This is a genomic window from Serratia quinivorans (assembly GCF_052113645.1).
GTDB lineage: Bacteria > Pseudomonadota > Gammaproteobacteria > Enterobacterales > Enterobacteriaceae > Serratia > Serratia quinivorans_B.
In genome coordinates this window covers 695,905-721,592 of sequence record NZ_JBIEIU010000001.1, presented here as the reverse complement: position 1 = coordinate 721,592, position 25,688 = coordinate 695,905, and the positions used below count along the sequence as shown (strand labels likewise).

Here is a 25,688-nt window from a genome sequence, read left to right as displayed (position 1 = left end):
AGTTAAACAGGGTATTCACTGTAAACCACTTTTGGCCGCAATAGCGGGTTCGCAAGGATTAAAGCTGACTTTTCGGGATCAGGTGGTCACCAAAGCTCAGGCGCTGGCGGCCCGGTTCGATGGCGGTCAGCGGTGCCACCTCCTGCAATGACGCCTTACAGCGCTGCACCAGATCGTGGTATTCGTGCGTACCGGCCACTTTCCACGCCAGTTCCTGCTCGGTCAGGTCACGCAACACCCGCGCCGGGCTGCCGACCACCAGTTTATTGGCTTCAATCACCGCGGCGGCCTTGACGAATGCCATGGCGCCGACGATGGTGTTTTCGCCAATCTCCGCACCGTCCATGATCACCGCGTTCATGCCGACCATGGCATTACGGCGAATACGGCAACCGTGCAGGATCGCACCGTGGCCGATATGACCGTCCTGTTCCACCACGGTGTCCTGCTGCGGAAAGCCGTGCATCACGCAGTTGTCCTGAATATTGGCACCATCGCCGATCACCAGTCGACCAAAGTCGCCGCGCAGGCTGGCGTTAGGGCCGATATAAACCTGCTTGCCGACGATCACATCGCCAATCAGCACGGCGGTGGGGTGCACGTAGCTGCTGGGATCGACCACTGGCGTCAGGCCATCAATCTGATACACGGGCATAGCAAAAGCTCCTTAAAGTGAAGGATCGCGCGGCAGGCCGCCGAAGCGCCGGTAATAGCCGGCCGCCGGGGCAGGCAGGGCGCCGATGGTGGTTTCCGCCAGCGCACTGACATATTCGGTCGCGGCGCGGTCCACGCGCTGATAAATGTTGATGCACAGGTTGCGGGCGATCTGCCCTTCCCACTGAGCCGGCAACAAGGCGTCCGGCAGCAGGGGATCTTTCAGCACCACGCGCCGGAAGAAGTGGATCAATAATAGCTTAATCTGGAAACAGCGCTGGGGCGTCAGCAGTGCCTCATTGGCTTCGCGCAGCAGCGCCATCAACGGCCGGAAAGAGACGATAAACTCGTGATAATCGGCCGCGACGTCGGCCAGTGCCCAACAGTTGGCCACCAGCTGTTGCAGGGTTTGTTCGGAGCGGTTATAGGGGTAGTCGGCGCGAAAATAGATCACCTGTTCGCTGGCGTTAAGCTCGCCGAGCAGCGCGGTGACGTCGGTTTGCGCGTGGGTAGGGGCCGCCATCAGGTTAGTGGCGATCTGGCCGAAACCCAGCCAGCCCAGCTCTTTTTTCAACCGTGCTCGCTCGCTTTTCTCTGCGCTTTCCAGCAACAGCAGGTCCCATTTCCCGTCCCACGCCGGTGGCTCACTGAGGTAGATTTTCGACTCGGCGTGGCGGAATTGGCGCATGCCCTGGTCGGTCACCCGATAAAAGCTGCGGCGGCCGATTTTTTCGACTTCCAGCCAGCCCTCTTTTTGCAGGCGAAATACCGAGGTGCGCACGAAGCGGTCACCGAAACCCAATGCTTCCAGCAGTGCGCTCAGGCTGCCGAGCCAGACTTCGCCGCCCCGGTGGCTGAGCGCATCGCCATATAAGGAGATAATCAGCGAGGTGCCGCTGATCGGCTGGGCGTCTATAGCATGGCGGATAAACTCATCCAGTTTATGTTCCATATTTTTCCATGGGTTAGCCGTCGATGAGACACAACATTACCACAATTCATCGGGGCGTCATCCGTGACGCCAGGTGAATCAGCGCGGCCGCAGATCGACCACGCGTTGGGCTTTGCCTTCTGAACGAGGGATGTCGCCGCAGTTGGCGATGCTGACGTCGGTGCTGACGCCGATAATCGACTTGATATGGTGGCGCAGTTGGTGGCAAATCTCACAGCGTTGCTGGTGACTGAGGCTGAGCGCCGCTTCTTTCAGTTCAACGCGTACTGCCAGGGTGTCCAGGTGCCCGCTGCGGCTGACCTGTAGCTGATAGTGTGGCGACAGTTGCTCGAACTGCATGATTTGTTCTTCCACCTGCGACGGGAACACGTTGACGCCGCGGATGATCAGCATGTCGTCGGAGCGACCGGTAATTTTTCCCATGCGGCGCATTTGGCGCGCGTCACCCGGCAGCAGGCGGGTAAGATCGCGGGTGCGATAGCGGATCACCGGCAGCGCTTCTTTGGTCAGGGTGGTGAATACCAGCTCGCCGTGCTGGCCGTCCTGCAGGGCGACGCCGGTTTCCGGGCAGATGATTTCCGGCAGGAAGTGGTCTTCCCAGATGGTCGGTCCGCCGCCGCTTTCGGCGCATTCCATCGCCACGCCCGGCCCCATCACCTCAGACAGGCCGTAAATATCCAGTGCCTTGATGCCCATGCGGCTTTCAATTTCGTGGCGCAGAGCCTCGGTCCAGGGTTCGGCGCCAAACACCCCCAGGCGCAGCGAGCAGCCACGGGCATCGCCGCCCATTTTACGTTCCAGCTCGTCGATCAGCGTCAGACAGTAGGACGGCGTCACCATGATCACGTCGGGTTTGAAATCCAGGATCAGCTGCGCCTGCCTTTCGGTTTGCCCGCCGGACATCGGGATCACCGTCGCCCCGAGCCGCTCTGCCCCGTAGTGCGCGCCCAGCCCGCCGGTGAACAGGCCGTAGCCGTAAGCCACGTGAACCTTGTCTTTGGCGGTGGCACCGGCGGCCCGCAGGCTGCGCGCGACGATATCGGCCCAGTTATCGATATCCCGTTGGGTGTAACCGACCACCGTTGGTCGGCCGGTGGTGCCTGATGAGGCGTGAATGCGCACCACCTGTTCCATCGGCACGGCGAAGGTGTCGAACGGGTAGTTGTCGCGCAAGTCCTGCTTGGTGGTATAGGGGAAGCGTGCCAGATCGCTCAGCTGTTTGAGATCGTCGGGGTGGACACCCGCCTGATCGAACTTGCGTCGGTACATCGGCACATTGTTGTAGGCGTGGTGCAGCGTCCATTTCAGACGCTCCAGCTGCAGCGCTTCAATCTCATCGCGCGAGGCGAACTCAATGGCGTCGAGTGGCTGTGGATGGGTGGTCATAGTTAGCCTCGGGGGTCAGACTCGCTCAATAATCATGGCGATGCCTTGGCCGACGCCGATGCACATGGTGCAAAGCGCGTAGCGGCCGGAACGCCGTTCCAGTTCAAACAGGGCAGCCAGCGCCAGACGCGCGCCGCTCATGCCCAGCGGGTGACCAAGGGCAATCGCGCCGCCGTTGGGGTTCACCTGCGGGGCGTCGTCCGGCAGCCCAAGCTGGCGCAGTACTGCCAGCGCCTGGGCGGCAAAAGCCTCATTCAGTTCGATGACGTCCATTTGCGCCAGGCTCAGCCCGGCCAATTCCAGCACCTTGTGGGTGGCCGGCAGCGGGCCGATGCCCATCAAACCGGGTTCGACGCCGCAGGTGGCGGTAGCGACAATGCGTGCACGCGGCGTTAACCCCTGGCTAACGGCCATTGCCTCCGAGGCGACGATCAGCGCAGCGGCCCCGTCGTTCAGGCCGGAAGCGTTACCAGCCGTTACCGTACCGGGGTGGCGGAACGGGGTTTTCAGCGCCTGCAACTGTTCCAGCCGGGTCTCTGCGCGCGGGTGTTCATCCTGGCTAAACAGCGTTACCGTGCCTTTCTTGCCGCTGAGGCTGACCGGCACGATCTCCTGCGCCAGTGTGCCTGACTGTTGCGCCAGCGCGGCCCGTTGTTGGCTGCGCAGCGCGAAGGCGTCCTGATCGGCACGACTGATGTTGAACCGGGCCGCCACGTTTTCAGCGGTTTCCGGCATCGAATCGGTGCCGTATTGTGCCTGCATCAGCGGGTTGATAAAGCGCCAGCCGAGGGTGGTATCATACAGTTGCGCCTGACGGCTGAAGGCGCTGTCGGCCTTGCCCATCACCAACGGAGCCCGGGTCATGGACTCCGCGCCGCCGGCCAACACCAGCCCGGCTTCCCCGGCCTTGATGCTGCGTGCCGCCATTGCCAGCGCGTCCAGACCTGAACCGCACAGCCGGTTAATGGTGGTGCCGGAAACGTTCACCGGCAGGCCCGCCAGCAACGCCGCCATGCGCGCCAAATTGCGGTTGTCTTCCCCCGCCTGATTGGCGCAGCCGAGGATCACATCGTCTACCCGGGACCAGTCCACCTGGGGGTGGCGTGCCAGCAGGGCGCTCAGCGGCAGTGCGGCCAGGTCATCGGCGCGTACGTTTGCCAGAGCACCGCCGTAACGGCCAATCGGTGTGCGGACACCGTCGCAGATAAAAGCCTGGTTCATGCTTGCTCCCCTAAAATGGCGTGGCCGAGGCGGTGCGCGCGGCCGCGGAACCAGGCGACGGTCTTGCCCAGTTGATTGACGATTTCCACGTCATACAGACCGGTGGTTTTGCCCTGATGGCGGACTTCGGCGCTGGCAGTCAGACGATCGCCGGCCAGTGCCGGGCGGATAAAATCGATGCTGCAGCCGGACGCTACTGCCGCCAGCCCCTGGCTGTTGCATGCATAGGCGAAGGCGGTGTCCGCCAGGCTGAACAGTTGGCCGCCGTGGCAGGTCTGGTGACCGTTGAGCATTTGCGGGCCGACGGTCATGCTGACCCGGGCGAAACCGGCGTCCACGGCATCCACCCGCATGCCCATGGCCTGGGCGCAGGTATCCTGCTGAAACATCTGTTCGGCGCAGCGTTGCGCCAGCGCGTGGGGCGTATTGGCATTCATCATTGGGCTCCTGAAGAGAGGGATGCGTAGTGGCGCAGCAGCGGCATCGGGCGGTAGCGGGGCTCGCCGTAGTAACGTTGCAGATTGTCCAGCGTGCTCAGGATGTGCCGCCAGCCCAAGGCCGCGCCCCATTCCAGCGGGCCGCGCGGGTAGTTGACGCCGCAGCGCATGGCGTGGTCGGTATCCTCTGCGCTGGCGACGCCTTTGTTCACCACGTCGAGTGCTTCGTTCGCCAGCATGGCGAGGGTGCGCATCACCAACAGGCCCGGATAGTCCGGCAACGAGATCACTTTTTTGCCGAGGGATTGCAGCAGGCGTACGACAGTGGCGTTGTGTCGGGCGCCGTTTTGCGCCGCGCAGCTAATGGCGATGGTGGAGGCTTGCGCATAATCGGCGGACAGATCAAACAGCACCACGGGGGTTCCGATTTCATCGGCGACCTGGCTGGCTGTTTTACCATTTGTTAACATAAATGTAACTTCATCAATCCGGGCAAAGGCACTGGTCTGGCCGGGTTGTATGATCGCCTCCGCATTTCCCGCCAGTAATTCGGTCAGTACGGCGATGCCTGCCGTGTCGCCGTGCAGCTTGATGCTGTGCGGCAACTCCGCTGACGAGGCCGGTAGCCAGGCGGGGTTTTGTGGCGGTTGTTGATCGCCATAGCGGTAAAAACCGCGCCCGCTTTTCCGGCCCAGACGCCCGGCGGCCACCAGTTCCTGCTGCACCAGTGACGGCGTAAAGCGAGGATCCTGGAAGAAAGCCTGAAATACCGATTCGGTCACGGCGTAATTGATATCCTGACCAATCATATCGGTCAGTTGCAGCGGCCCCATGGCGAAGCCGCCCGCGTCGCGCATTACCGCATCCAGCGTAGCGGCGTCGGCGACCTGCTCTTCGAGGGCGCGCAGGGTTTCGGCGTAAAAGGGGCGCGCCACACGGTTAACGATAAAACCGGGCGTGGAGCGGCACAGCACGCTTTGTTTGCCCCATTGCCGGGTCAGCGTTTGCAGCTTGTCGATGGTTTCGGCACTGGTGTCCAGCCCACTGACGATCTCCACCAGTTTCATCAGCGGTGCCGGGTTGAAGAAGTGCAGGCCGGCCAGGCGTTGTGGATACTGCAATGCCCCGGCGATGGCGGTAATCGACAGCGATGAGGTGTTGCTGGCGAACAGCGTGACCGGTGAACACCGGGCTTCCAGCTCACGAAACAGGCTCTGTTTGATCGCCAGCTTTTCCGCTACGGCTTCTATGACCAGTGCGCTGTCGGCCAGGGCGTCGAGTGACTCGACCGGCTGGATCCGCGCCAGCAAGGCTTCGGTGGTTGCGGCGTCGGCCTTACCGGCTTCGACCCGTTGGCGCAGGCGCCGACCGAGTGTATCGAGCGCCTGCCGGGCGGCGGCGGTGTCGATATCAAACAGCCACACCGGATGCCCGGCCCCGGCGGCCACCTGGGCGATGCCGATGCCCATGGTACCGGCACCAATGACCGCGACCCTTGCGTTGAAGTTCGGCAGGCTCATGATCATTTCCCGCTGAAATGGGGCGTGCGTTTGGCGAAGAAGGCGCTGACGCCTTCACGGTAGTCGTCGCTGCGGCCGCCGAGACGTTGCAGATCGCGCTCCAGATCGAGCTGCTGATCGAGGGTATTGTTCGCCGAGCTGTAGAGGGCTTTTTTAATCAGCCCCAGCCCGTAGGTGGGCTGGGTGGCCAGATGCTGCGCCAGCGTTTGGCTGGTGGTGACCAGTTGGTCCGCCGGTACCACCTGCCAGATCATGCCCCATGCCAGCGCCTGTTGTGCGCTGACCTTGTCCCCCAGCAGCGCCATGCCCATGGCGCGGGCATGGCCCGCCAGTCGTGGCAAGAACCAGCTGCCACCAGAGTCCGGCACCAGTCCCAGGCGGCAGAACGACTGGATAAAGTTGGCGTTGTCGGCGGCGATCACGATATCGCAGGCCAGCGCCAGGGCTGCCCCGGCACCCGCCGCCACGCCGTTGACGGCGCACACCACCGGCTTTGGCAGGGCGGTCAGGCGGCGGATCAGCGGATTATAAAAACGCTCTACCGACAGGCCCAGATCCGGTGCCTGCTGTTCAACGCTGACGTTGCGATCGTTCAGGTCCTGTCCGGCGCAAAATCCGCGCCCGGCACCGGTGATCAGTAGACAGCGTACGGCGTCGTCCCGCTCGGCGAGGGTCAAGGCTTCGCCAAGCTGGCGGTGCATCTCGTCGTTGAAGCTGTTGAGCCTGTCCGGTCGGTTGAGGGTCAGGGTCAGCACCCCGGCTTCGAGGTGGGTGAGAATCAATGCGTTATCCATAAATCAGCGCCCCTGATAGTTTGGCGTACGTTTTTCGAAGAAGGCGGCGATGCCTTCGCGGCGATCGTCGGTGGCGGCCAGGGTGGCAAACTGCTGGCGCTCAACGGCCAGCCCCTGACTAAGGCCGATTTCTTCCGCCTGTTTCAGCGCCTGTTTGGCGGCGCGCAGTGCCAGCGGTGCCTGTCGACTGATGCGTTCGGCGATCTGTTGCGTGCGTTCCAGCGTCAGCGCGTCAACGCACACTTCGCTGACCAACCCGCTCTGCAGTGCACAGGCGGCGTTAATGGCTTCGCCGGTCAGCACCATCTGGCTGGCGCGGGATTTACCGACGCAGCGAATTAAACGCTGGGTACCACCGGCACCCGGCATCAGACCGAGCGTGATTTCCGGCAGGCCAAAGCGGGCGCTTTCGCCGCAGATAACCAGGTCGCAGGCCAGCGCCAGTTCACAGCCGGCACCGAGCGCGTAGCCGTTCACCGCCGCCAGCAGCGGTTTACTGAATTGCGCCAGCCGTTGCCACAACAGCGGACGGCGGTCGGTCAGCGTTGCGGGCAGATCTTGTTGTTGCAGTTCATGCAGATCGGCCCCGGCGGCAAAGAAACGTGGTGCGCCGGCAATCACCACCGCACCGACGCTGGGATCGGCGTCGGCCTGTTCCAGCAAATTCACCAGTTGCTCCAGGCATGGGGTGTTCAGGGCGTTGCGCGCCTCCGGACGATGTAGCGTCAGGGTCACCACGCGCGCCTGACGATGTTGCAGGATCAAAGGGGTTTCCATTGGCGGCTCCTATACGTCAAAGTCCAACACCACACCGTCGCCGCGCGGCCACGATTGGCAACTCAATACGTAACCCGCCGCCAACTGATCCGGCTCCAGGCTGTAGTTGACGGCCATATCCACCTGGCCGGCCTTCAACCGACACTTGCAGGTGGCACACACGCCGCCTTTGCAGGCGTAGGGCAGATCGGCGCCCTGACGCAGCGCCGCGTCCAGAATACTGTCGTCCTGCGCGCCGACTTCGATATCCAACCGGCGGCCATCCAGCAAAATTTCCACTCGGGTGGCGTTGCGATTGGCATCGCTGACCGGGCGGGCGACCATGCCGCTGGTGTTGAAACGTTCGCTGTGGATGTGTTCGGCGGGCACACCGGCTTGTTCCAGCACGCTCTGGGCGTCGTCCATCATGGTTTGCGGGCCGCAGATAAAGGCATGGTCATAGTCGCGGTAGTCCAGCAGGGTGCCGCCGATGGCTAACAGGCGCTCGCGGTCGATGCGTCCGCTGAGCAATGGGCTGTCGAGACTCTCCTGGCTGAACAGATACAGCGGCTGGAAACGTTGCGGGTAGCGGTTTTTCAGATCGGACAGTGTCTCTTTAAACATCACCGAACGGCTGCTGCGGTTGCCGTAAATCAGCGTGAAACTGCTGTTTGGTTCAAGTTGCAGCGTGGCCTTGATGATCGACAGCATCGGCGTGATGCCGGAACCGGCGGCAATCGCCAGATAGTCGCCACTGTTTTCCGCCCGCGGCTGATAGCCGAAGCGGCCTTGTGGCACCATTACCTCCAGTGCGTCGCCGACTTTCAGTAGCCGGTTAACGAACGAGGAGAAGCGCCCCTGGTGAATCGCTTTCACGCCGATCTGCAACAGCCCTTCCTGCGGTGCGCTGCAAATGGAGTAGCAGCGGCGCAGCTCTTCGCCGTCCACCTGTGCCTTCAACGTCAGATGTTGGCCGGGGGTGTAGCGATAGTGACTTTTCAGTTCTTCGGGCACCCGCAGAGTGATGGCTACGGCGTCCGGCGTTTCGCGCTCGATGGCGGCGACGTTCAGGCGATGGAAGACCGTCATGGTTTTCTGCGCTCCTAAATACATTTGAAATAGTCGAAGGGTTCACGGCAATCGCAGCAGCGGTACAGCGCTTTGCAGGCGGTAGAACCGAATTCGCTGATTTTCTCGCTGTGGGTGCTGCCGCAACGCGGGCAGGGCACCGGGCCGTGCGCCTGAGGTTTGTCGCAGGTGTGCCCCTGTGGCGGTGCGACGCCGTATTCGCGCAGTCGCGCACGCGCCGCTGCGTTCATCCAGTCGGTGGTCCAGGCCGGGCTGAGGCGGATAGCGACTTTTACCGGACCGAAGCCGGCTTCGGCCAGTCGCTGCTGTATTGCCTCGAGCAGGAACTCGGTGGCGGGGCAGCCGGAATAGGTTGGCGTAAAGGTGATGCGCCAGCCGTCGCCGTCGGCTTCAACGTCGCGCACCATGCCCAGATCGGTAATCGACAGCACCGGCAGTTCCGGATCGCTGATCTGTTGCAGGCAGTGCCAGATTTGCGGGATTTCCGCGGCCTGCAGCCGGGTAATGTTCATAGCGGCCCCTTACCAGTTCGCGTTGGGATAGGCGCGTTGCAGAAACTGCATCTCTGCCAACAGCGGGCCAAGGTGTTCGCTGTGTCGCCCCTGCTTGCCGCCGTGGCGGAACGCTTGCTCTGTCGGCAGCTGCAGGGTGGCCTGTTGCAGCGTTTCTTCAACCAGCGCCAACCAGGGGGCCTCAAGCTGGCGTGGGTCGGCGGCGATGCCCTGTTCCGCCAACTGTTGCTCCAGCTCATCGGCGTGGAACAATTCAGCGGTAAAGCGCCACAGGTTATCCAGCGACTGCTGAATTTTTTGGTGGCTGAGCGGGCTGCCATCCCCCAGACGGATCATCCAGCCGCGGCTGAAACGAAGGTGGTAATGTGCCTCTTTCAGCGACTTGGCGGCGATGGCGGCCAGTTGCGGATCCTGACTGTGGCTCAGCGCCTGATGCAGCTGTACGTGATAGGCGTCAATCAGGAACTGCCGCACCAGCGTGTCGTTGAACCCGCCGTTGGGTTGTTCCGCCAGCAGCAGGTTGTGGAATTCGCGCTCGTCGCGGCCAAAGGCCAGCCGATCTTCGCAAAATTGCGGCCCGGCCAGTTCGGCGGCATAGCCGAGAAAGTTGCGCGCCTGCCCGAGCAGATCCAGACCGATATTCGCCAGCGCCAGGTCGATCTCCAACTCCGGTGCGTGGCCGCACCAGGCGCATAAACGTTGGGCGAGGATCAGTGGCGTATCGCCCTGACGCAGGACATAAGTGATTCGCGGATCGTTATGGATAGTCATGGCCGCCCCTACATGTTCTTGATGCCGTCGGGAATGGTGTAGAACGTCGGATGACGGTAAATCTTGTCATCGGACGGATCGAAAAAGGCTTCACGATCTTCCGGTTGCGAGGCGATCAAATGGCTCGATTGCACCACCCAGATGGAGCAGCCTTCGTTGCGCCGGGTATAGGCATCGCGGGCGTTTTCCAGCGCCATCTGGTCATCGGCGGCGTGCAGGCTGCCGACGTGACGGTGCGCCAGCCCTTGTTTGCTGCGGATAAACACTTCATACAGTGGCCATTGGGCATGTGTCATCATCGGTTCCTTATGCGGCGGTTGAGGTGTTTTTCGAAGCGTGAACCAAAGCGCCTTCGCGCACCCAGGCACCTTCGTCCCAGGCGCGGCGCTTGGCTTGCAACCGTTCGTGGTTGCACTGACCGCGCCCCTTGATCACCTCGTGCAGTTCACTCCAGTCGATTTCGCCGAAGCGGTAGTGGCCGCTGGCCTGGTCCCAGGCCAAATCGGCGTCCGGCGCGCTCATGCCCAGGGCTTCCAACTGCGGCACGGTGTTGTCGACAAACTTCTGCCGCAGCTCATCGTTGCTGTGGCGTTTGATCTTCCAGGCCATGCTCTGCGCACTGTGCGGCGAATCGGTATCGCTGGGGCCAAACATCATCAGCACCGGCCACCAAAAGCGGTTAATCGCATCTTGCAGCATGGCTTTCTGTGGTTCGCTGCCGCTGGCCATCGCCATGACCGCTTCGTAACCCTGGCGCTGGTGGAAGCTCTCTTCCTTGCAAATTTTCACCATCGCCCGTGCATAGGGGCCGTAGGAGGCGCGGCACAGCGCCACCTGATTGACGATCGCCGCGCCGTCCACCAACCAGCCGATCACCCCGATATCCGCCCAGTTGAGCGTCGGGTAATTGAAGATCGAGGAGTACTTCATCTTGCCGTCGAGCATCTTCTGGTAGATGTCCTGGCGCGAGCAGCCCAGGGTTTCGGCGGCGCTGTACAGGTACAGGCCGTGCCCGGCTTCGTCTTGCACCTTGGCCAGCAGCACCGCCTTACGGCGCAGAGTCGGTGCACGCGTCAACCAGTTGGCTTCCGGCAACATGCCGACCACTTCGGAATGGGCATGCTGACCAATCTGGCGGATCAGGTTTTGGCGGTAGGCATCCGGCATCCAGTCCTTGGCCTCGATGGCGGTGTCCGCCGCAATTTTGTCGTCGAAGTGCTGCTGTTGTTGCGCGTCAGTTGTCATGCTGGCCTCTTGATGATTCGTATTTTTCACATTAAATATAAAAATGTGAATCACATTAACTAACCATAAGGCTACAAACTGATAACAAAAAGATCAAACAACATTGATATGGTTTTGCGAGTGCACTCACAAGGTGGTTAGTTATTTAATTGTTTTACAACAATATTAAAAATGAGTTTATGAGTGGAAATCGGCGGTTTAGCGCGCTTAAAGCGCCATGTGTTTTTATTTTGTTAAATTTTACCTTGGCGAAAACTGGACAATATGTGATACGTAATTAATCCTTGTGGTGTAAATTTATGAATTCCGGAGGAGCAAATGCAGCAGCTACAGAGTTACCTTTCTGGCGCCTGGGTGTTCGGCCAGGGCAAAGCCCGCGAAATCCATCATGCCGTTACCGGCCAACCGCTGTATCAGGTGTGTTCCGATGGGCTGCCGCTGGCCGCCAGTCTGGAATACGCACGCAGCCAGGGCGGCAAGGCGCTGGCGCTGATGACCTTCCAACAGCGCGCGCAAATGATGAAAGCCGTGGCTAAACACCTGCTGGCCCATAAAGAAGCGCTGTATGACATTTCGTACCAGACCGGCGCCACCCGCAGCGATGGCTGGGTAGATATCGAAGGCGGCATCGCCACGTTGTTTGCCTATGCCGGGCTGGCGGGGCGCGAACTGCCTGACGATACGCTGTGGCCGGAAGACGAACTGATCCCGCTGTCCAAACAGGCGCAATTCGCCGCCCGCCACGTGCTGACTTCTCGTCCTGGCGTGGCGTTGCACATCAATGCTTTTAATTTCCCCTGTTGGGGGATGCTGGAAAAACTGGCGCCGACCTGGCTGGCCGGCATGCCGGCGATCATCAAACCGGCGACCGCCACCGCCCAACTGACACAGGCGATGGTCAGGCTGATTATCGACAGCGGTCTGGTGCCGGAGGGGGCGCTGCAACTGGTGTGTGGCGGGGTTGGCGATATGTTTGACCATCTGGATTATCAGGATGCGGTGACCTTTACCGGCTCGGCGCAGACTGGCCAGCAGTTGCGTGCGCACCCGCGTCTGCTGCAAAAATCGATTGCTTTCACCATGGAAGCCGATTCGCTCAACTGCTGCGTGTTGGGCGAAGACGTTACGCCGCAGATGCCGGAATTTGCGCTGTTTATCAAAGAAGTGTGCCGCGAGATGACCGCCAAGGCCGGGCAAAAATGCACCGCTATCCGGCGGATTATCGTGCCGGCGAAACGGGTGGCCGAGGTGCAGCAGGCGCTGTTGCAACGGTTGGCCGGGGTCACGGTGGGTGACCCTAAACTCGAACAGGTGCGCATGGGCGCACTGGTCAGCCGCGAACAGCGCGACGACGTGCAACAAAAGGTGGATTTCCTGCTGCATAACGGTTGCGAACCGCTGTGCGGCGCGAGAGCGGATAAACTGGCAGTGATGGGGGAAGGCGTGCAGCAGGGAGCATTTTACCCGGTTACGCTGTTGTACTGTGCCGATCCCTTTAATCATCAGGCGGTGCACGGTACCGAGGCGTTCGGCCCGGTGGCGACGCTGATGCCTTATCAGCATACCGAACAGGCGATTGAGCTGGCGTTATTGGGCCAGGGCAGCCTGGCAGGATCGCTGGTGACCGCCGACGAGGCGCTGGCGACGCGGTTTATTCGCGCCACCGCCTGCGCCCATGGTCGCATGCTGATCCTGGATCAACAGGCGGCGGTGGAGTCCACCGGTCACGGTTCTCCGCTGCCGATGCTGGTGCACGGCGGGCCGGGCCGGGCAGGCGGCGGTGAGGAACTGGGTGGGCTGCGTGCGGTAAAACACTATATGCAACGCACGGCAATCCAGGGCAGCCCGGCGATGCTGGCGGCGATCGGCCGTGAGTGGGTTCGCGGCGCGACGGTGATTGAAGATCCGGTGCATCCGTTCCGCAAGTACTTTGAACAACTGCGGCTGGGCGAGAGCCTGCTGACCGCGCGGCGCACCGTCACCGAGGCCGATATCGTTAATTTCGCCTGCCTGAGCGGCGACCATTTCTATGCCCACATGGACAAGATTGGCGCTGCCGAATCGCTGTTCGGCGAGCGGGTAGCGCACGGCTACTTTGTGGTTTCCGCCGCCGCCGGGTTGTTCGTTGATCCCGGCGTCGGGCCGGTGATCGCCAACTACGGCATGGAAAACCTGCGCTTTATCGAACCGGTGAAGATTGGCGATACCCTTCAGGTGCGGCTGACCTGCAAAAAGAAAATCCGCAAGCCGCAGAAAACCGCTGAGGATCGTCCACACGGCGTGGTGGTCTGGGACGTTCAGGTGCTCAACCAGCATCAGCAGGCGGTGGCGCTGTACAGCATTCTGACGCTGGTGGCACGCCAGGAAGGGGATTTCGGGGCGGCGAGCTAAGGGCGAGAAAGGGCCAACTGCGGATCACCAATATTCGCCGCAGTTGGCGCAACCCGGTTAAAGCAAGGGCTGATGCAGCAGCGACTCCAGCACCTTCAACGGCGACTGCTGCGGGTTTTTCATCGCGGCGACGGGTAACAGGAAGGTTTGCTCCAACATAAACTGACCCGCCATCGCCGCGTGCGGCGTCTGATCGGAAAAACAGATCCAACTGCTGCCCGGCGGCAGGTCGAGCGCCAGCTGCGGGCCTTGTTGCTGATAGCTTTGGTCGGCTTTCATCGCATCATGCAGCTGTAGCATCAGATGGTCGTAATGACTGCGACGACGCTTGGTGATGCCGACCTTATGCTGCAGCCAGCTGTTGAGCGGCGAATAGCGACTCAGGCGCGGCATAAAGCGTTGCGCCAGTTGAGGGAAGGGTTCGCCGATGCGCCATTGGCGAAGTTCCCCATCGGGGTTGATGTTGGTAAAGATGCGCAGAATACGTTCACCGTAGTTCGGGCGTGAAGGGAAGGCATCGACGTGCAACCGGCTGTCGTCCTTGCGCCATGAGCTGGTCTCGCGCCAGGCCGCGACCGGGTGCAGACGCAGGGTGTTGACCGGTGAATGCAAGGCTTGCTGATAGTGGGGCAGCAAAGCGGCAACCAATTGAAGGCTGGCCTGATAATAGCGCGACAGCAATGTCTCGACCTGGGGCTGCTGCGCCGCTATCGCCACACCGGATAATTTGCCTGTTTCCGGCCAGTAACTGATATTTTTACGTTTTATATCGACCAATGCCGGATCCAGCAGCGCGATTTCGCCGGCCAACAAGGGAAACCTCAGATCGGGCAAGAACACCAGCTTGCCTTGCTCCAGTGCCTCGACGGCAGAGGGGCCGGAGGGCGTCGGAACGCTATCCCATTGTTGCTGTGGCAATGTCATTAACGCCTGTTCAGGCGTTAGATTTTCCATGCGCATAATATCTCCTTGAGAGGGGGGATGTTTTAATTGTTTTTATTTGAAAGGAATTTATAACCAGCGGGAATTATTGCTGAATTGAACTACAGGGTATTAATAGCTGGGTTGATTAATCCTAGCACTGCTTATTAGCGCTAAAAAATAAACAGACATTAAACGACAGGCGAATGGCACGAATGGGTAAAAATAGATTTAAGCGGAATTAATTAATTTTCGGTCGAGCAGGAAATAAAAGATTAAATTAAATTTAATCTTTGCAATCAGTGGCTTGTTTTTGACTTTTGCTGTCGAAAAAACCTGAGCTCAGAGGCCGTCTCCGGTTGAGACGGCCCGGTAGGATCAGGCGGAGTAAATGCGGTTTTTACCCTGAGCTTTGGCTTGATACAGTGCGCTGTCGGCCTGATTAATAAAGCCGATCGGCGTGTCGTTATACATATGCGGCACTTTGGCGTAGATGCCAATACTGATGGTGACGATACCGTGGGGGTTACCCGCATGCGGTATTTTCAGCTCGCGCACGGTTTCGATCACGCGTTCGGCGAATATAAGCGCACCCTGGGTATCGGTATCCGGCAAAATAATCGCCATCTCCTCACCGCCGTAGCGAGCCATAATGTCATTGCTGCGGCAGGCCAGTCCTTTGAGTGTTTGTCCGATCTGTTGCAGACACTGGTCGCCGGCGACGTGACCGTAAATGTCGTTATATTGTTTGAAGCAGTCGATATCCAGCATCAGCAACGCCACGCTGCGGTAGTTGCGCGAGGCACGCATCAGCTCGTTCTTCAAGGCGATATCAAACTGACGACGGTTGGCCAGGCCGGTTAACCCGTCCAGCAACGCCAACTCTTCCAGCGTCCGGTTGATGCTCGTGAGCTGGTCGCGGGTGCGCATCAGTTCGGCTTCGGTTCGCACGCTGTGGTTGATTTGGCGCATCAGCACCAACCCCATCGCCAGCAAAATGATCAACAGGGTCGCGCCGCCCAGAGCAAATACGCCGCTATCATTGCGCCAGTCGGCCAGCGCATCTTCCTTCGACAGCCCGGCAGCTATCACCAGCGGATAACGATTGACCCGCGAATAACCGTAGATCCGTTCCACCTTGTCGTAACGCGAGGTGATGGTGGCATTGCCGAATTCGGAGTGCGGCAGAATTTCGCGAAACAGCACGCCTTCCGAAATATTCTTGCCGATCGCGGCAATCGAGTAGGGACGGCGGTAAAGAATGGTGCCATCCGCCAACAGCAGGTTGAGCGAGGCGTCGCTGTTCAATGCGAAGGTGTCGTAAAATTGGCGGAAATAGTCGACATACAGCGTGGCCAGAACCACGCCGCCAAAGCTGCCGTCCGGATTGTTGATACGGCGCGAGACCGGAATGATCAAATCACCGGTAGAGCGGCTGCGCACCACCTTGCCGATAAAAATCGCGTTGCTGTTGTGGCTCAGGTGAAATTTAAAATACTCGCGATCGGCATTGTTGGCGTTTTGCACGAACCGGCCTGATGAGGTCACGACCCAATTCCCTTGCGCATCGTAAACGAACAGGCCGTGCAACTGAGGCAGGTTGCCGACCTGCGTCTGCATCACTTTCTGTAACCGCAGTTGCTGCTGTTGCCCCAGGCCGTCGGTTTGAATGCGTTCGGTCAGATCGGACAGCGTGCTGTCGGTCTGCATAAAGGTGTCATCGGCATGTTGCGCCAGCGAACGGGCCAGATTGGCGGATTCATGTTCGGCGCTTTGCAAGTCGCGCTGGTGCGCATTCCAAATCTGCCAGGCGTTAAACAGAATCAGCGTGACGGCAACGATGACGACAAATACGCCGGCCTGAAAGAGTAACGGGGAATTTTTACCGTTGCGTGGCCGTTCGGCATCCTGCGGTTGCTGCTGTGTCATGTCACCCTTGCTAGAAAGTCTTTCAATCGAGATAAGAACAATCCTACATCTTATTCGTTAATTGCGCCGTCCACTACTCCCTAAACGGCAAAAATGAATAAGTCACTGAAAGGCAGTGTTATCATTAGCCGTAAAATTGACATAAAGAATACAGAGTTGGTGTGCATGTCTGACTACATCATTATTACTTTGCTGACGCTGGTGGTTTATTACCCGGTGACCCTGGGCGTGCTGGCGTTAATGATCGGTTTTGCCTGGCGGCAGCGTAAATCGCCTTACTGGCGTTTGGGACTGGTGCTGTTGACGGTGTTGTTTGTGCTGTTCGCCATGGCGGCCTATGACTGGTATCACTACCGTTGATAGCGGCGCTGCGGTGTTCGCTCTTGGCAACGGACACCGCGGCGGGATGACGGGTTATTCAACGTTAATCATCCAATTGACGCCAAACTGGTCAGTCAGCATGCCAAAGCCCTTGGCCCAGAAGGTGGGTTGGTAAGGCATGGTCACCTGGCCGCCCTGCGACAGTTTTTCAAACAGGGCACGGCCTTGCTCCACGTCGCTGGGGTTGAGCGACAGGGCAAATCCTTTGTGAGAAGCCTCGTTGCCCTCCTGCGGGCACCCGTCGGAGGCCATCAGCGCCGTTTCACCGATTAACAACCGGACGTGCATGATGGATTCCGGATTGACGTCCTGCGGACCCTCCTGTTTGGCTTCCTCGGGCATCTCTTTGTAGCGCATCATCATTTCGATTTTAGCGCCCAACTGCTGCACGTAGAAATTGACCGCCTGTTCGCAGTTACCGCTAAAAAATAGATAGGGTTGAATCAACATGACCTTGACCTCTGTTGTGGCCCGTCAAGGCGTTTGGAGGCCCACGGGCGGGGAGCAATAGTTTCGAGTGGCGACTATTGCTGCTGGGAACTTACAAGTGTAGTGCGCTTTGCGCTGAATGCCTGGAGGGCGATCACGCTGTGAGGATTTACTGCGCCATGGTGCCCATTGACCGAAAAACCGGGATGGTTCATCCCGGTTTGGACAGATTATCTGAGCGGTCACCGTTTCTATACTCATTGCAACCTTCACTAACGGAGTCACTGTAATGAGCAAGCAATCTTTAAATGGAAAAGTGGTGTTGATCGCCGGTGGCGCGAAGAATCTGGGCGGCCTGGTGGCGCGTGATTTAGCCGCCAACGGCGCGGCGGCCGTGGTGGTGCACTACAACAGCGACGCAACCCGTGCGGCAGCCGAGGAAACGTTGAAAGCGGTCAAGGCGGCCGGCGCACAGGCCATTGCGGTACAGGGCGATCTCACCAAGCCGGGCAACGTGGCGCGGCTGTTTGAGGAAGCGGTCAAGGCGTTCGGCAAGGTGGATATCGCCATCAATACCGCCGGTCTGGTGATCAAAAAGCCGATTGCCGAGGTGACCGAAGCGGATTACGACAGCAGTTTCGACATCAATGCCAAAGCGGCGTTCTTCTTTATCCAGCAGGCCGGTAAACACCTGGCCGATAACGGCCGGATTGTCACCATCGTCAGTTCGTTGCTGGCAGCCTATACGCCGTTTTATGCGGTCTATCCAGGCAGCAAGGCCCCGGTAGAGCACTTCACCCGCGCCGCGTCCAAAGAGTTCGGCGAACGGGGTATCAGCGTGAATGCCATTGGCCCCGGCCCCATGGACACGCCGTTCTTCTACGGCCAGGAAAGCAAGGAGGCGGTGGAGTATCACAGCAGCGCCGCCGCGTTGAGCAAGTTCTCGAAAACCGGTCTGACCGACATTGAGGACATCGCGCCGATCGTCAAGTTTTTGGTCACCGACGGCTGGTGGATCACCGGACAAACGCTGTTCGCCAACGGTGGCTATACTACCCGTTAATCTCAATTCTGCTGCGGCCTGGGCCGCAGCCCGTTAATCAGGATGCACAACCGGTGGATAAAATAGGGAGATTGCGGGTATTTATCCAGGTTGCCGAGGTGGGCAGTTTTATCCGCGCTTCGCAAATTCTGTTGATGCCAAAAACCACGGTTTCGGCGGCGATACAGCAATTGGAACATGAAATGGGCGCCCGCCTGTTTCACCGCACTACCCGTCGGGTGCAGTTGACCAGTGACGGCGAGCTGTTGCTGGAAAAAGCGCGCAGCCTGTTATTCGACGTTCAAAGCCTGGAAAACCTGTTTCATCGACAAAACGGCCCGATTGATGGCCGGTTGACGGTCGATGTGCCCAGCCGTATCGCCCGACGAATGATTGTGCCGGCGCTGCCGGACTTTTTTCTGCAGTACCCCGACATTCAGCTGTTTCTCAGCGCCAGCGACCGTTCGATCGATTTGATTCAGGAAGGGGTCGACTGCGTGGTGCGGGTCGGCAGTCTCAGCGACAGCAGCCTCGTCAGTCAGCCGCTGGGGCGATTAAGCATGATCAACTGCGCCAGCCCGGCGTATCTGCAGCGTTACGGAACGCCGGAGCATCCGGAGCGGTTGGCGGAACATTGGGGCGTGGGCTACGCGCAACCGACTTTGGCGCAGGCAGATACCTGGCTTTGGCAACAGGGCGAACAGTGCATTGAAACAACCTTGCGCAGCCGGGTCACGGTAAATAATGCGGAAAATTATATCGGCTGTTGTCTGGCAGGGCTGGGCATGATTCAGATACCGCGCTTTGACGTTCAGCACCATCTGGATGACGGCAGCCTGTGCGAAATCTTGCCGCAGGCTCGGCCTCCGGCGATGGGCATTGCGTTGCTTTATCCCCACCGTCGCCAACGTTCGGCGCGTTTCACCGCGTTTGCCGAGTGGTTCAGTCAGTTAATCAAGCCCTTTTGCGAAAATTGACGGCTGACGGGCAATGGGATTTTTATCTAAGCGAGTCGCTATTTCACGTTGCTTTTCAGTTAATTAAATTGCTGAAAAAACAAGACACATTTAAAACCGACGATAAAGTGACAAAGCCTGTGTAACATTACATCAGCAGCAGGGCGGCAGAACCGTCCCAGGCGGCTGCCAGCGCATAGAGTGCAGCCAGTATCAGCAGAAACGGGGTAGGGGTCATGGCGGGTCTCCGGCGGAAGTCTTCACCTGCTGTTATAACGCGCTGAAATGACCGCCGGATGAATGCGGTCGATTTTTACGCAGGTAAATTCAGACAGACGGAATGTGTAAACTGCTGATATTTGTCTATAGTAACAGTGTGAAGACGCATGTTTATCAAGATTCACCCTGCATCGCGCTGCCGTTCGCGGCCAGCATAGGGCATGTGAAAGTATCGTCAGGGTTGGATCAGGTGCCGGTACGGGCCTGAAAACAGAGTTTCTTTTAGGCAAAAAGTTATAGGGAGAGTAAAAATGGGCATCATTTCCTGGATCATTTTTGGGTTAATCGCCGGTATCTTGGCTAAATGGATTATGCCGGGCAAAGACGGTGGCGGCTTTATCGTGACCGTTATCCTGGGGATCATCGGTGCGGTTGTCGGCGGCTATATCAGTACCTTCTTCGGTATGGGCCGTGTTGATGGCTTCAATCTGGGCAGCTTCGTTGTCGCGGTCATCGGTGCCCTGGTGGTGCTTTTTGTCTACAGAAAGATCAGGAACTAATCAGTTGCTGATCAACAGGGTCGCTGCGGCGACCCTTTTTAGTACAATTACAGCGGTCGGGCGGCCTTGCCGACGACCGGAAGGGGATTACCATGGGTCTGTTTGATAGCGTATTGGGCAATATTCTGGGCGGTGCCGGTGGTAAAGGCATCGATTACGTCGCCATCATGCAATGGGTAGAGCAACAGGGTGGCCTGCAGGCGATTCTGGACAAGTTCCGTCAGGGGCAATTCGGCGATGTGGTCGGCTCATGGCTGGGCAACGGCGAAAACCAGCAGATTAGCGGCGACCACGTGCAGCAGGCGCTGGGTAGCGATGCCATCAATCAACTGGCTGAAAAGCTGGGGATCGATCCGGCTCAGGCTTCCAGCACCATTGCGCAGTTCCTGCCAACGGTGGCTGACGCGGCCTCGCCCAACGGCGAAGTGCAGTCGAACAGCAACGAGCTGGGCGATATGGTCGGTAAACTGTTCAAATAATGCTTATGCCCCCGACGCCTTGTCGGGGGCATTGTTAACCCGAATGCCTTCAATGTTCCCCAGCGCCGCCAGCAAATAATCTACCCAGGCCCGCACTTTGCCGGGAATAAAGCGTGCCGCGGGATAAACCGCATGCAGCGCCATCGGCGGATAATGCCAGGCCGGTAGCACCGGCACCAACGCGCCGCAGGCCAATTGCCGACCAATCAGCGGGCGCTGAGCGCCGCCAATACCCAATCCCGATTCAATAGCCGCCAGCAGCGAGAAAGTATTGTTGGCGCGAAATACCGAGCGCAGATTCACTATCTCGGTGCCCTGGGAGCCGATTAAGGTCAACGCATCGCCGTCGCTCAGACCGCTGTAACGGATATGCGGATGCCTCGCCAGATCGGCGGGCGTTTGCGGTTCACCCTGCGCTGCCAGATAGGCCGGAGAGGCCACCAAAATGCGCTGTAACTCCCCTAACCGACGCGCTACCGTGCCCGGCGTATTCAGGTCGCCAAAGCGGATCGCCACATCGATGCCTTCACCGATCACATCTGCCCGGCGATCGTCGAGCAATAGCTCGATATTCAGATCCGGGTGCTGCTGCTGAAAGGCAATCGCCAGCGGTGTCAGGTGTTGCTGGCCAAAGCCCGTAGGGGCATGAATACGCAGCGGCCCCTGCAGCCGCTGGTGCAGGCCGTGCAGCGCTTCTTCCGCTTCACCCACGGCCGCCAGAATCGGTTTGATTTGCCGGTAATAGCCGCCGCCGGCATCGGTGAGCGTGACGGCACGGGTGCTGCGAAACAACAGCTGTGCGCCCAGCTGTTGCTCCAGGCCGGCGATCTGCTGGCTGACGGCCGGCTGTGTCAGGCCCAGATCGCGCGCGGCTGCCGAGAGGCTGCCCAGTTCCGCGACCCGGACGAAAGTGTTCATGGCGCTCAGCTTGTCCATCAGTCCTCCAATTATAGGTTTTGCTTATAAGTGATAGTGAAAATACGCCTCTACCGCAAGCTTTGTTTATCTATCACAGTAAGACCTTCAAACAAAAGTGAGCGGGAGTGACCCATGCAAAACGAAAAAATGGCGCTGGTGGTCGGCGCGAACGGCGTAATAGGCGGCAAGCTGATTGAAGAGCTGGAACGGCAGGGTTGGCAGGTGGTGGGGCTGTCGCGGCGCGGCGGAGTCGACCGGCCGCAGGTACGTTACCTGGCGGTAGATTTACTGGATGCTCAGGCGACGCGCACGGCCTTGCGCCCACTGACCCAGGTCAGCCATATTTTCTATGCCGCGTATCAGGATGCGCCGGACTGGGCGGGGCTGGTCGCGCCGAACCTGGCGATGTTGGCCAATGTGGTGGAGGCGCTGGAGCCGGTAGCACAACGGCTGGAGCACATCAGCCTGATGCAGGGCTACAAAGTCTATGGCGCTCATTTGGGGCCGTTCAAGACGCCGGCGCGGGAGAGCGATGCCGGGCACATGCCGCCGGAGTTCAACCTGGAACAGCAGAGCTATCTTGAGCGGCGCCAGCATGGCAAAAGTTGGCACTGGAGTGCGATCCGTCCCAGCGTGGTGGGCGGTTTCTCGCTCGGCAATCCGATGAACCTGGCGTTGACCCTTGCCGTTTATGCCTCCATCAGCAAGGCGCTGGGGCTGCCGCTGCGTTTTCCCGGCAAACCGGGGGCTTACCACAGCCTGTTGGAAATGACTGATGCCGGGCTGTTGGCGCGTGCCACGCTGTGGGCCGCGACGGAACCGACGGCGGCCAATCAGGCGTTTAATATCAACAATGGCGACCTGTTTCGCTGGAGTGAGATGTGGCCGAAAATTGCCGACTATTTTGGCCTGGAGGTGGCACCGCCGCTCCCCATGCCACTGGCGTCAGTGATGGCGGACAAAAGCGAGTTGTGGCAGACCCTGGCCCAGCAGCATGATTTGGCCGAGGCGGATTACCGCGCGGTGGCGAGCTGGCCCTTTGCCGACTTCGTTTTTTCGTGGGATTACGACATGTTCGCCGACGGCAGTAAGGCGCGCCGTTTTGGCTTTCATCAGTTTGTCGAAACCGAAACCATGTTGTTCGCGTTGTTTGACGAATTCCGTCGTCGCAAGATTATTCCTTAAGCCCGCTGGCGGGGAGACGGTTTTTTATGGCAATCTTTGGCTGCCACGAGGCCGTCACCCCGACAGGTCCAGGCGAAGATGAGGAAATAAACGTGACAGGGATAACCGCCATACTGACGCTTTTGCTGGCGCTGGTGACCATTGCGCCGCTTTCAAAGCATGCAGCCTGGTGGATTCGGGTGTGGGATTTCCCCCGCCTGCAGATACTGGCGCTTTCGCTATTGGTGTTGTTGCTTAACCTGCTGTTTGTGCCGCTGTCACCTTGGGTGTGGGGCATGATGGCGTTGAACCTGGCCTGCGTGGTTTATCAGGCGACCTGGATTTTCCCTTATACCCGGCTGAGCAAACCTCAGGTGCTGGATTTTACCGGCTATCAGAAAAAGCCCCGCATCCGCATTCTGGTGTCCAACGTGTTAACAACCAATCGGCAGGCGGACAAGCTGCTGGCGTTAGTGGCGGCCGAACGCCCGGACGTGCTGGTGGCGGTGGAAACCGACGACTGGTGGGAACAACAGCTCTCGGCGCTGGAGCAGGATTATCCCCATACGTTGAAATGCCCGCTGGATAACCTGTACGGCATGCATGTCTATTCACGGCTGAAACTCAGCGATGCACAAATACAGTATCTGGTGGATGAACAGATCCCGTCGATGCACATGATGGTGCATTTGCCGCAGGGGCCGCAGGTGCGCCTGCACTGCGTGCACCCGATGCCGCCAAGCCCGACCGAGAATGAAGAATCGGAAGACCGCGATGCCGAATTGGTCATGGTCGGTAAAAGTGCGGCCAAATCGGAGTTTCCGGTGATTGTGACCGGCGATCTGAATGATGTGGCCTGGTCGACTACTACCCGGTTGTTCCTTAAAGTCAGCGGCCTGTTGGATCCGCGCCGTGGCCGCGGCATGTTCAGCACCTTTCATGCCGGTTATCCGTTCCTGCGTTGGCCGTTAGACCACGTATTTCACAGCGACGATTTCGTGCTTGGATCGCTGCGGCGGTTGACCAGCGTCGGTTCGGATCACTTCCCGATCATGGTGGAGTTGGTGTATTCGCCGAAGCAGGGAGCACAGCAGGAAAGTCTGGAGAAAGACAGCGAAGACGAAGCGCTGGCGCAAGAGAAGTTAGCCAATACCGACTCAACGCCGGAAGATGTGCATACGCCAGGCGGCTGAAACAAGCCCCGCAGCGTCGGCTGCGGGGCTCCGGTTTAAAGAGTCAGCATAATCTTGCCGATATGCTGGCTCGACTCCATCAACGCATGGGCTTCGGCCGCCTGCGCCAGCGGGAAGGTTTTGAAGATCTGCGGTTTTAACGCGCCGCGTTCCAGCAGTGGCCAAACCTTCTGCTGCAAGTCGGCGGCAATTTGTGCCTTATCTTCCACGCTGCGTGCGCGCAGCGTCGAGCCGGTGTGAGTCAGACGTTTGAGCAGCAGCGGCATCAGGTTCAATTCCTTCACCACCCCGTTCTGGGTGCCAATCTGCACAATGCGGCCATCCATCGCCGCCGCCTGGTAGTTCTTCGCCACGTAGTCACCGGCAATCAGATCGACAATCACGTCGGCCCCTTTGCCGTTAGTCGCGTGCCGGGTCTGCTCGACAAAATCTTCGCTGCGGTAATTAATCGCCACGTCGGCACCTAATGCCAGGCTGGCCTGGCGTTTTTCTTCTGAGCCGACGGTGGTGATCACGTGGGCGCAGAAGGCCTTCGCCAGCAGCGTGGCGACAGTGCCAATGCCGGAAGTACCGCCGTGGATCAAGACGGTCTCACCGGCCTTCAGGTTGCCGCGTTGGAACACATTGACCCAAACGGTAAAGAAGGTTTCCGGGATCGCCGCGGCCTCGATCAGGCTAAATCCCTGGGGGACCGGCAGTGCATTGCTCTCATGCACTTTGCAGTATTCAGCGTAGCCGCCCCCGGCAATCAGGGCGCAGACGTTATCGCCAACGGCATAATTTTTCACCCCTAAGCCGGTGGCGACCACCACACCGGCGATCTCCAGGCCAGGGATATCCGATGCGCCGGGAGGCGGTGCGTATTGGCCGCGACGTTGCATTACGTCAGGGCGGTTAACCCCGGCGGCGGCGACTTTCACCAGAATCTCCCCCTGTTGCAGGGTCGGCAGCGGCCGTTGTGCGGTAACCAGAACTTCCGGTTCACCGGGCTGGCTGATCTCAATGGCTTTCATGGTGCTGGGCAGCTGCGGGTTTGCAGACATGATGATTCTCCTCGGTTGACATTCAGGCGCAGTAACCAGTGTAGGTAACCGCCTGCTGTAATTCATGATTTATCTTACAGAAATGCCGTGGGAGGAGTGTAGATCATAGGGCGATTTTTAGCGGGGGAAGGGGGCGCCGCCGCAAGGGCGGCATGGCTTCAGTCATTGGGCGGGATACGAAAACCTTTCAGCGAGACGACAAAATGCTCTTTCCCTTTGGAGATTTTGGCGCCTCTATCGCACCACAGGCTGGCGAGTTGGAAAAAGTCATCGCTGCCGATGTCATAGGCCAGTTCGATTTTTTTTGCTGTGCCGTAGCGGATCAGCTTTTCTGCTTCCTGGTGGTTTGTCGCTTTAATGGTGGTCATAACGAAATCCTTGGTGTTGAGCCAGTGCGGATAATCGCCGACCATGATATGGCTGTATTGTGACAATTTTGTGATAAAAAAATGACAGGGCGCGGATGTGTGGCCTGAGGCACAGCGTGGATGCTTTGCCTCAGCCACCTTGGCATCAACGATCGTGTGGACGCAGCAGGGTACTTTTCTTCTGTGATTTAAAGTGTTTATACAGCGCAAACCCTGCGATGCCGGCTAACACTACCAGCAAAGATAAATATTCAGTCGCCATCCGATTAACCTCCGATAAAGCGTGGCTCAAGAGCGGCTATTTGTGACAGCTATCACGTTATGCGGCAATAAGAGCATTCTGTAACAGATCAACTTG

27 protein-coding genes are annotated in these 25,688 nt (G+C 59.0%); 8 read left to right on the top strand and 19 right to left on the bottom strand.

The features are described from left to right. Nucleotides 1-58 precede the first annotated feature (58 nt). From paaY to paaA, 13 genes are all read right to left on the bottom strand, one after another. Nucleotides 59-655 carry a phenylacetic acid degradation protein PaaY gene (gene paaY / locus ACGS9J_RS03320; protein ID WP_442229646.1) on the bottom strand — a complete coding sequence of 199 codons (597 nt, stop codon included), beginning with the start codon at nt 653-655 and terminating at the stop codon, nt 59-61. A 12-nt stretch (nt 656-667) separates the two neighbouring features. Next, the gene (gene paaX / locus ACGS9J_RS03315) at nt 668-1,606 is read right to left on the bottom strand and encodes a phenylacetic acid degradation operon negative regulatory protein PaaX (RefSeq protein WP_442229645.1); all 939 of its coding nucleotides are present in this window, start codon (nt 1,604-1,606) and stop codon (nt 668-670) included. A 78-nt stretch (nt 1,607-1,684) separates the two neighbouring features. Beyond that, on the bottom strand, nt 1,685-2,992 hold the full coding sequence (gene paaK / locus ACGS9J_RS03310; protein ID WP_442229644.1) for a phenylacetate--CoA ligase PaaK: 1,308 nt from the start codon (nt 2,990-2,992) through the stop codon (nt 1,685-1,687). Between the two features lie 15 nt (nt 2,993-3,007). Beyond that, nucleotides 3,008-4,213: a 3-oxoadipyl-CoA thiolase gene (gene pcaF, locus ACGS9J_RS03305; RefSeq protein WP_442229643.1), complete on the bottom strand. Its 1,206-nt coding sequence runs from the start codon at nt 4,211-4,213 to the stop codon at nt 3,008-3,010. Then, nucleotides 4,210-4,650 (bottom strand): hydroxyphenylacetyl-CoA thioesterase PaaI, encoded by a 441-nt coding sequence (gene paaI / locus ACGS9J_RS03300; RefSeq protein ID WP_442229969.1) that lies wholly within the window; start codon nt 4,648-4,650, stop codon nt 4,210-4,212. The genes pcaF and paaI overlap by 4 nt, the downstream gene beginning before the upstream one ends. Next, nucleotides 4,650-6,170 carry a 3-hydroxyacyl-CoA dehydrogenase gene (locus tag ACGS9J_RS03295; RefSeq protein ID WP_442229642.1) on the bottom strand — a complete coding sequence of 507 codons (1,521 nt, stop codon included), beginning with the start codon at nt 6,168-6,170 and terminating at the stop codon, nt 4,650-4,652. The genes paaI and ACGS9J_RS03295 overlap by 1 nt, the downstream gene beginning before the upstream one ends. Before the next feature lie 2 nt (nt 6,171-6,172). Then, nucleotides 6,173-6,964, bottom strand: coding sequence for a 2-(1,2-epoxy-1,2-dihydrophenyl)acetyl-CoA isomerase PaaG (gene paaG, locus ACGS9J_RS03290; protein ID WP_442229641.1), 792 nt, complete (start codon nt 6,962-6,964; stop codon nt 6,173-6,175). A 3-nt stretch (nt 6,965-6,967) separates the two neighbouring features. Further along, nucleotides 6,968-7,741, bottom strand: coding sequence for a 2,3-dehydroadipyl-CoA hydratase PaaF (gene paaF, locus ACGS9J_RS03285; RefSeq protein WP_442229640.1), 774 nt, complete (start codon nt 7,739-7,741; stop codon nt 6,968-6,970). A gap of 9 nt (nt 7,742-7,750) precedes the next feature. Next, a complete protein-coding gene (gene paaE, locus ACGS9J_RS03280) occupies nt 7,751-8,809 on the bottom strand; it encodes a 1,2-phenylacetyl-CoA epoxidase subunit PaaE (RefSeq protein ID WP_442229639.1) in 1,059 nt (352 codons plus the stop codon). A gap of 14 nt (nt 8,810-8,823) precedes the next feature. After that, nucleotides 8,824-9,321: a 1,2-phenylacetyl-CoA epoxidase subunit PaaD gene (gene paaD, locus ACGS9J_RS03275; protein ID WP_442229638.1), complete on the bottom strand. Its 498-nt coding sequence runs from the start codon at nt 9,319-9,321 to the stop codon at nt 8,824-8,826. Between the two features lie 9 nt (nt 9,322-9,330). Then, a complete protein-coding gene (gene paaC / locus ACGS9J_RS03270) occupies nt 9,331-10,092 on the bottom strand; it encodes a 1,2-phenylacetyl-CoA epoxidase subunit PaaC (protein WP_442229637.1) in 762 nt (253 codons plus the stop codon). Between the two features lie 8 nt (nt 10,093-10,100). Beyond that, nucleotides 10,101-10,388: a 1,2-phenylacetyl-CoA epoxidase subunit PaaB gene (gene paaB / locus ACGS9J_RS03265; RefSeq protein WP_020827596.1), complete on the bottom strand. Its 288-nt coding sequence runs from the start codon at nt 10,386-10,388 to the stop codon at nt 10,101-10,103. 10 nt (nt 10,389-10,398) lie between these two features. Further along, entirely contained in the window at nt 10,399-11,337 is a 939-nt protein-coding gene (gene paaA, locus ACGS9J_RS03260; protein ID WP_442229636.1) for a 1,2-phenylacetyl-CoA epoxidase subunit PaaA, read from the bottom strand. A gap of 318 nt (nt 11,338-11,655) precedes the next feature. Between paaA and paaZ the strand changes: the two genes are divergently transcribed. Then, entirely contained in the window at nt 11,656-13,728 is a 2,073-nt protein-coding gene (gene paaZ, locus ACGS9J_RS03255; RefSeq protein WP_442229635.1) for a phenylacetic acid degradation bifunctional protein PaaZ, read from the top strand. A 57-nt stretch (nt 13,729-13,785) separates the two neighbouring features. Here the strand turns inward: paaZ and ACGS9J_RS03250 are convergent, their stop codons facing one another. Together ACGS9J_RS03250 and ACGS9J_RS03245 are read right to left on the bottom strand one after the other, a co-directional pair. After that, nucleotides 13,786-14,682: a Kdo hydroxylase family protein gene (locus ACGS9J_RS03250; RefSeq protein WP_442229634.1), complete on the bottom strand. Its 897-nt coding sequence runs from the start codon at nt 14,680-14,682 to the stop codon at nt 13,786-13,788. Nucleotides 14,683-15,027: 345 nt separating this feature from the next. Further along, on the bottom strand, nt 15,028-16,578 hold the full coding sequence (locus ACGS9J_RS03245) for a sensor domain-containing diguanylate cyclase (protein ID WP_442229633.1): 1,551 nt from the start codon (nt 16,576-16,578) through the stop codon (nt 15,028-15,030). 165 nt (nt 16,579-16,743) lie between these two features. Between ACGS9J_RS03245 and ACGS9J_RS03240 the strand changes: the two genes are divergently transcribed. Continuing rightward, on the top strand, nt 16,744-16,938 hold the full coding sequence (locus ACGS9J_RS03240) for a hypothetical protein (protein ID WP_442229632.1): 195 nt from the start codon (nt 16,744-16,746) through the stop codon (nt 16,936-16,938). 54 nt (nt 16,939-16,992) lie between these two features. Here ACGS9J_RS03240 and ACGS9J_RS03235 read toward each other — a convergent pair whose 3' ends face one another. Continuing rightward, the gene (locus ACGS9J_RS03235) at nt 16,993-17,409 is read right to left on the bottom strand and encodes a VOC family protein (protein ID WP_442229631.1); all 417 of its coding nucleotides are present in this window, start codon (nt 17,407-17,409) and stop codon (nt 16,993-16,995) included. A gap of 268 nt (nt 17,410-17,677) precedes the next feature. Between ACGS9J_RS03235 and ACGS9J_RS03230 the strand changes: the two genes are divergently transcribed. The 4 genes from ACGS9J_RS03230 to ACGS9J_RS03215 all read left to right on the top strand — a co-directional run bounded on the left by ACGS9J_RS03230 (nt 17,678) and on the right by ACGS9J_RS03215 (nt 20,644). After that, entirely contained in the window at nt 17,678-18,451 is a 774-nt protein-coding gene (locus ACGS9J_RS03230) for an SDR family oxidoreductase (protein ID WP_442229630.1), read from the top strand. Nucleotides 18,452-18,504: 53 nt separating this feature from the next. Beyond that, on the top strand, nt 18,505-19,407 hold the full coding sequence (locus ACGS9J_RS03225) for a LysR substrate-binding domain-containing protein (protein ID WP_442229629.1): 903 nt from the start codon (nt 18,505-18,507) through the stop codon (nt 19,405-19,407). Nucleotides 19,408-19,916: 509 nt separating this feature from the next. After that, nucleotides 19,917-20,165, top strand: a complete 249-nt coding sequence (locus tag ACGS9J_RS03220; RefSeq protein WP_017893301.1) for a GlsB/YeaQ/YmgE family stress response membrane protein — start codon at nt 19,917-19,919, stop codon at nt 20,163-20,165. Between the two features lie 92 nt (nt 20,166-20,257). Continuing rightward, the gene (locus ACGS9J_RS03215) at nt 20,258-20,644 is read left to right on the top strand and encodes a YidB family protein (RefSeq protein ID WP_442229628.1); all 387 of its coding nucleotides are present in this window, start codon (nt 20,258-20,260) and stop codon (nt 20,642-20,644) included. Between the two features lie 3 nt (nt 20,645-20,647). Here the strand turns inward: ACGS9J_RS03215 and ACGS9J_RS03210 are convergent, their stop codons facing one another. Continuing rightward, complete coding sequence (locus ACGS9J_RS03210; RefSeq protein WP_442229627.1) at nt 20,648-21,580, bottom strand: LysR family transcriptional regulator; 933 nt, start codon at nt 21,578-21,580, stop codon at nt 20,648-20,650. Between the two features lie 114 nt (nt 21,581-21,694). Here ACGS9J_RS03210 and ACGS9J_RS03205 point away from each other — a divergent pair, with 114 nt between their 5' ends. Both ACGS9J_RS03205 and ACGS9J_RS03200 read left to right on the top strand, forming a co-directional pair. Then, nucleotides 21,695-22,747 carry an SDR family oxidoreductase gene (locus ACGS9J_RS03205; protein ID WP_442229626.1) on the top strand — a complete coding sequence of 351 codons (1,053 nt, stop codon included), beginning with the start codon at nt 21,695-21,697 and terminating at the stop codon, nt 22,745-22,747. 92 nt (nt 22,748-22,839) lie between these two features. Further along, nucleotides 22,840-23,919, top strand: coding sequence for an endonuclease/exonuclease/phosphatase family protein (locus ACGS9J_RS03200; RefSeq protein WP_442229625.1), 1,080 nt, complete (start codon nt 22,840-22,842; stop codon nt 23,917-23,919). Between the two features lie 35 nt (nt 23,920-23,954). Here ACGS9J_RS03200 and ACGS9J_RS03195 read toward each other — a convergent pair whose 3' ends face one another. Then, a complete protein-coding gene (locus ACGS9J_RS03195; protein WP_442229624.1) occupies nt 23,955-24,962 on the bottom strand; it encodes an NAD(P)H-quinone oxidoreductase in 1,008 nt (335 codons plus the stop codon). Between the two features lie 158 nt (nt 24,963-25,120). After that, nucleotides 25,121-25,330 (bottom strand): hypothetical protein, encoded by a 210-nt coding sequence (locus ACGS9J_RS03190; RefSeq protein ID WP_442229623.1) that lies wholly within the window; start codon nt 25,328-25,330, stop codon nt 25,121-25,123. Nucleotides 25,331-25,688 lie beyond the last annotated feature (358 nt).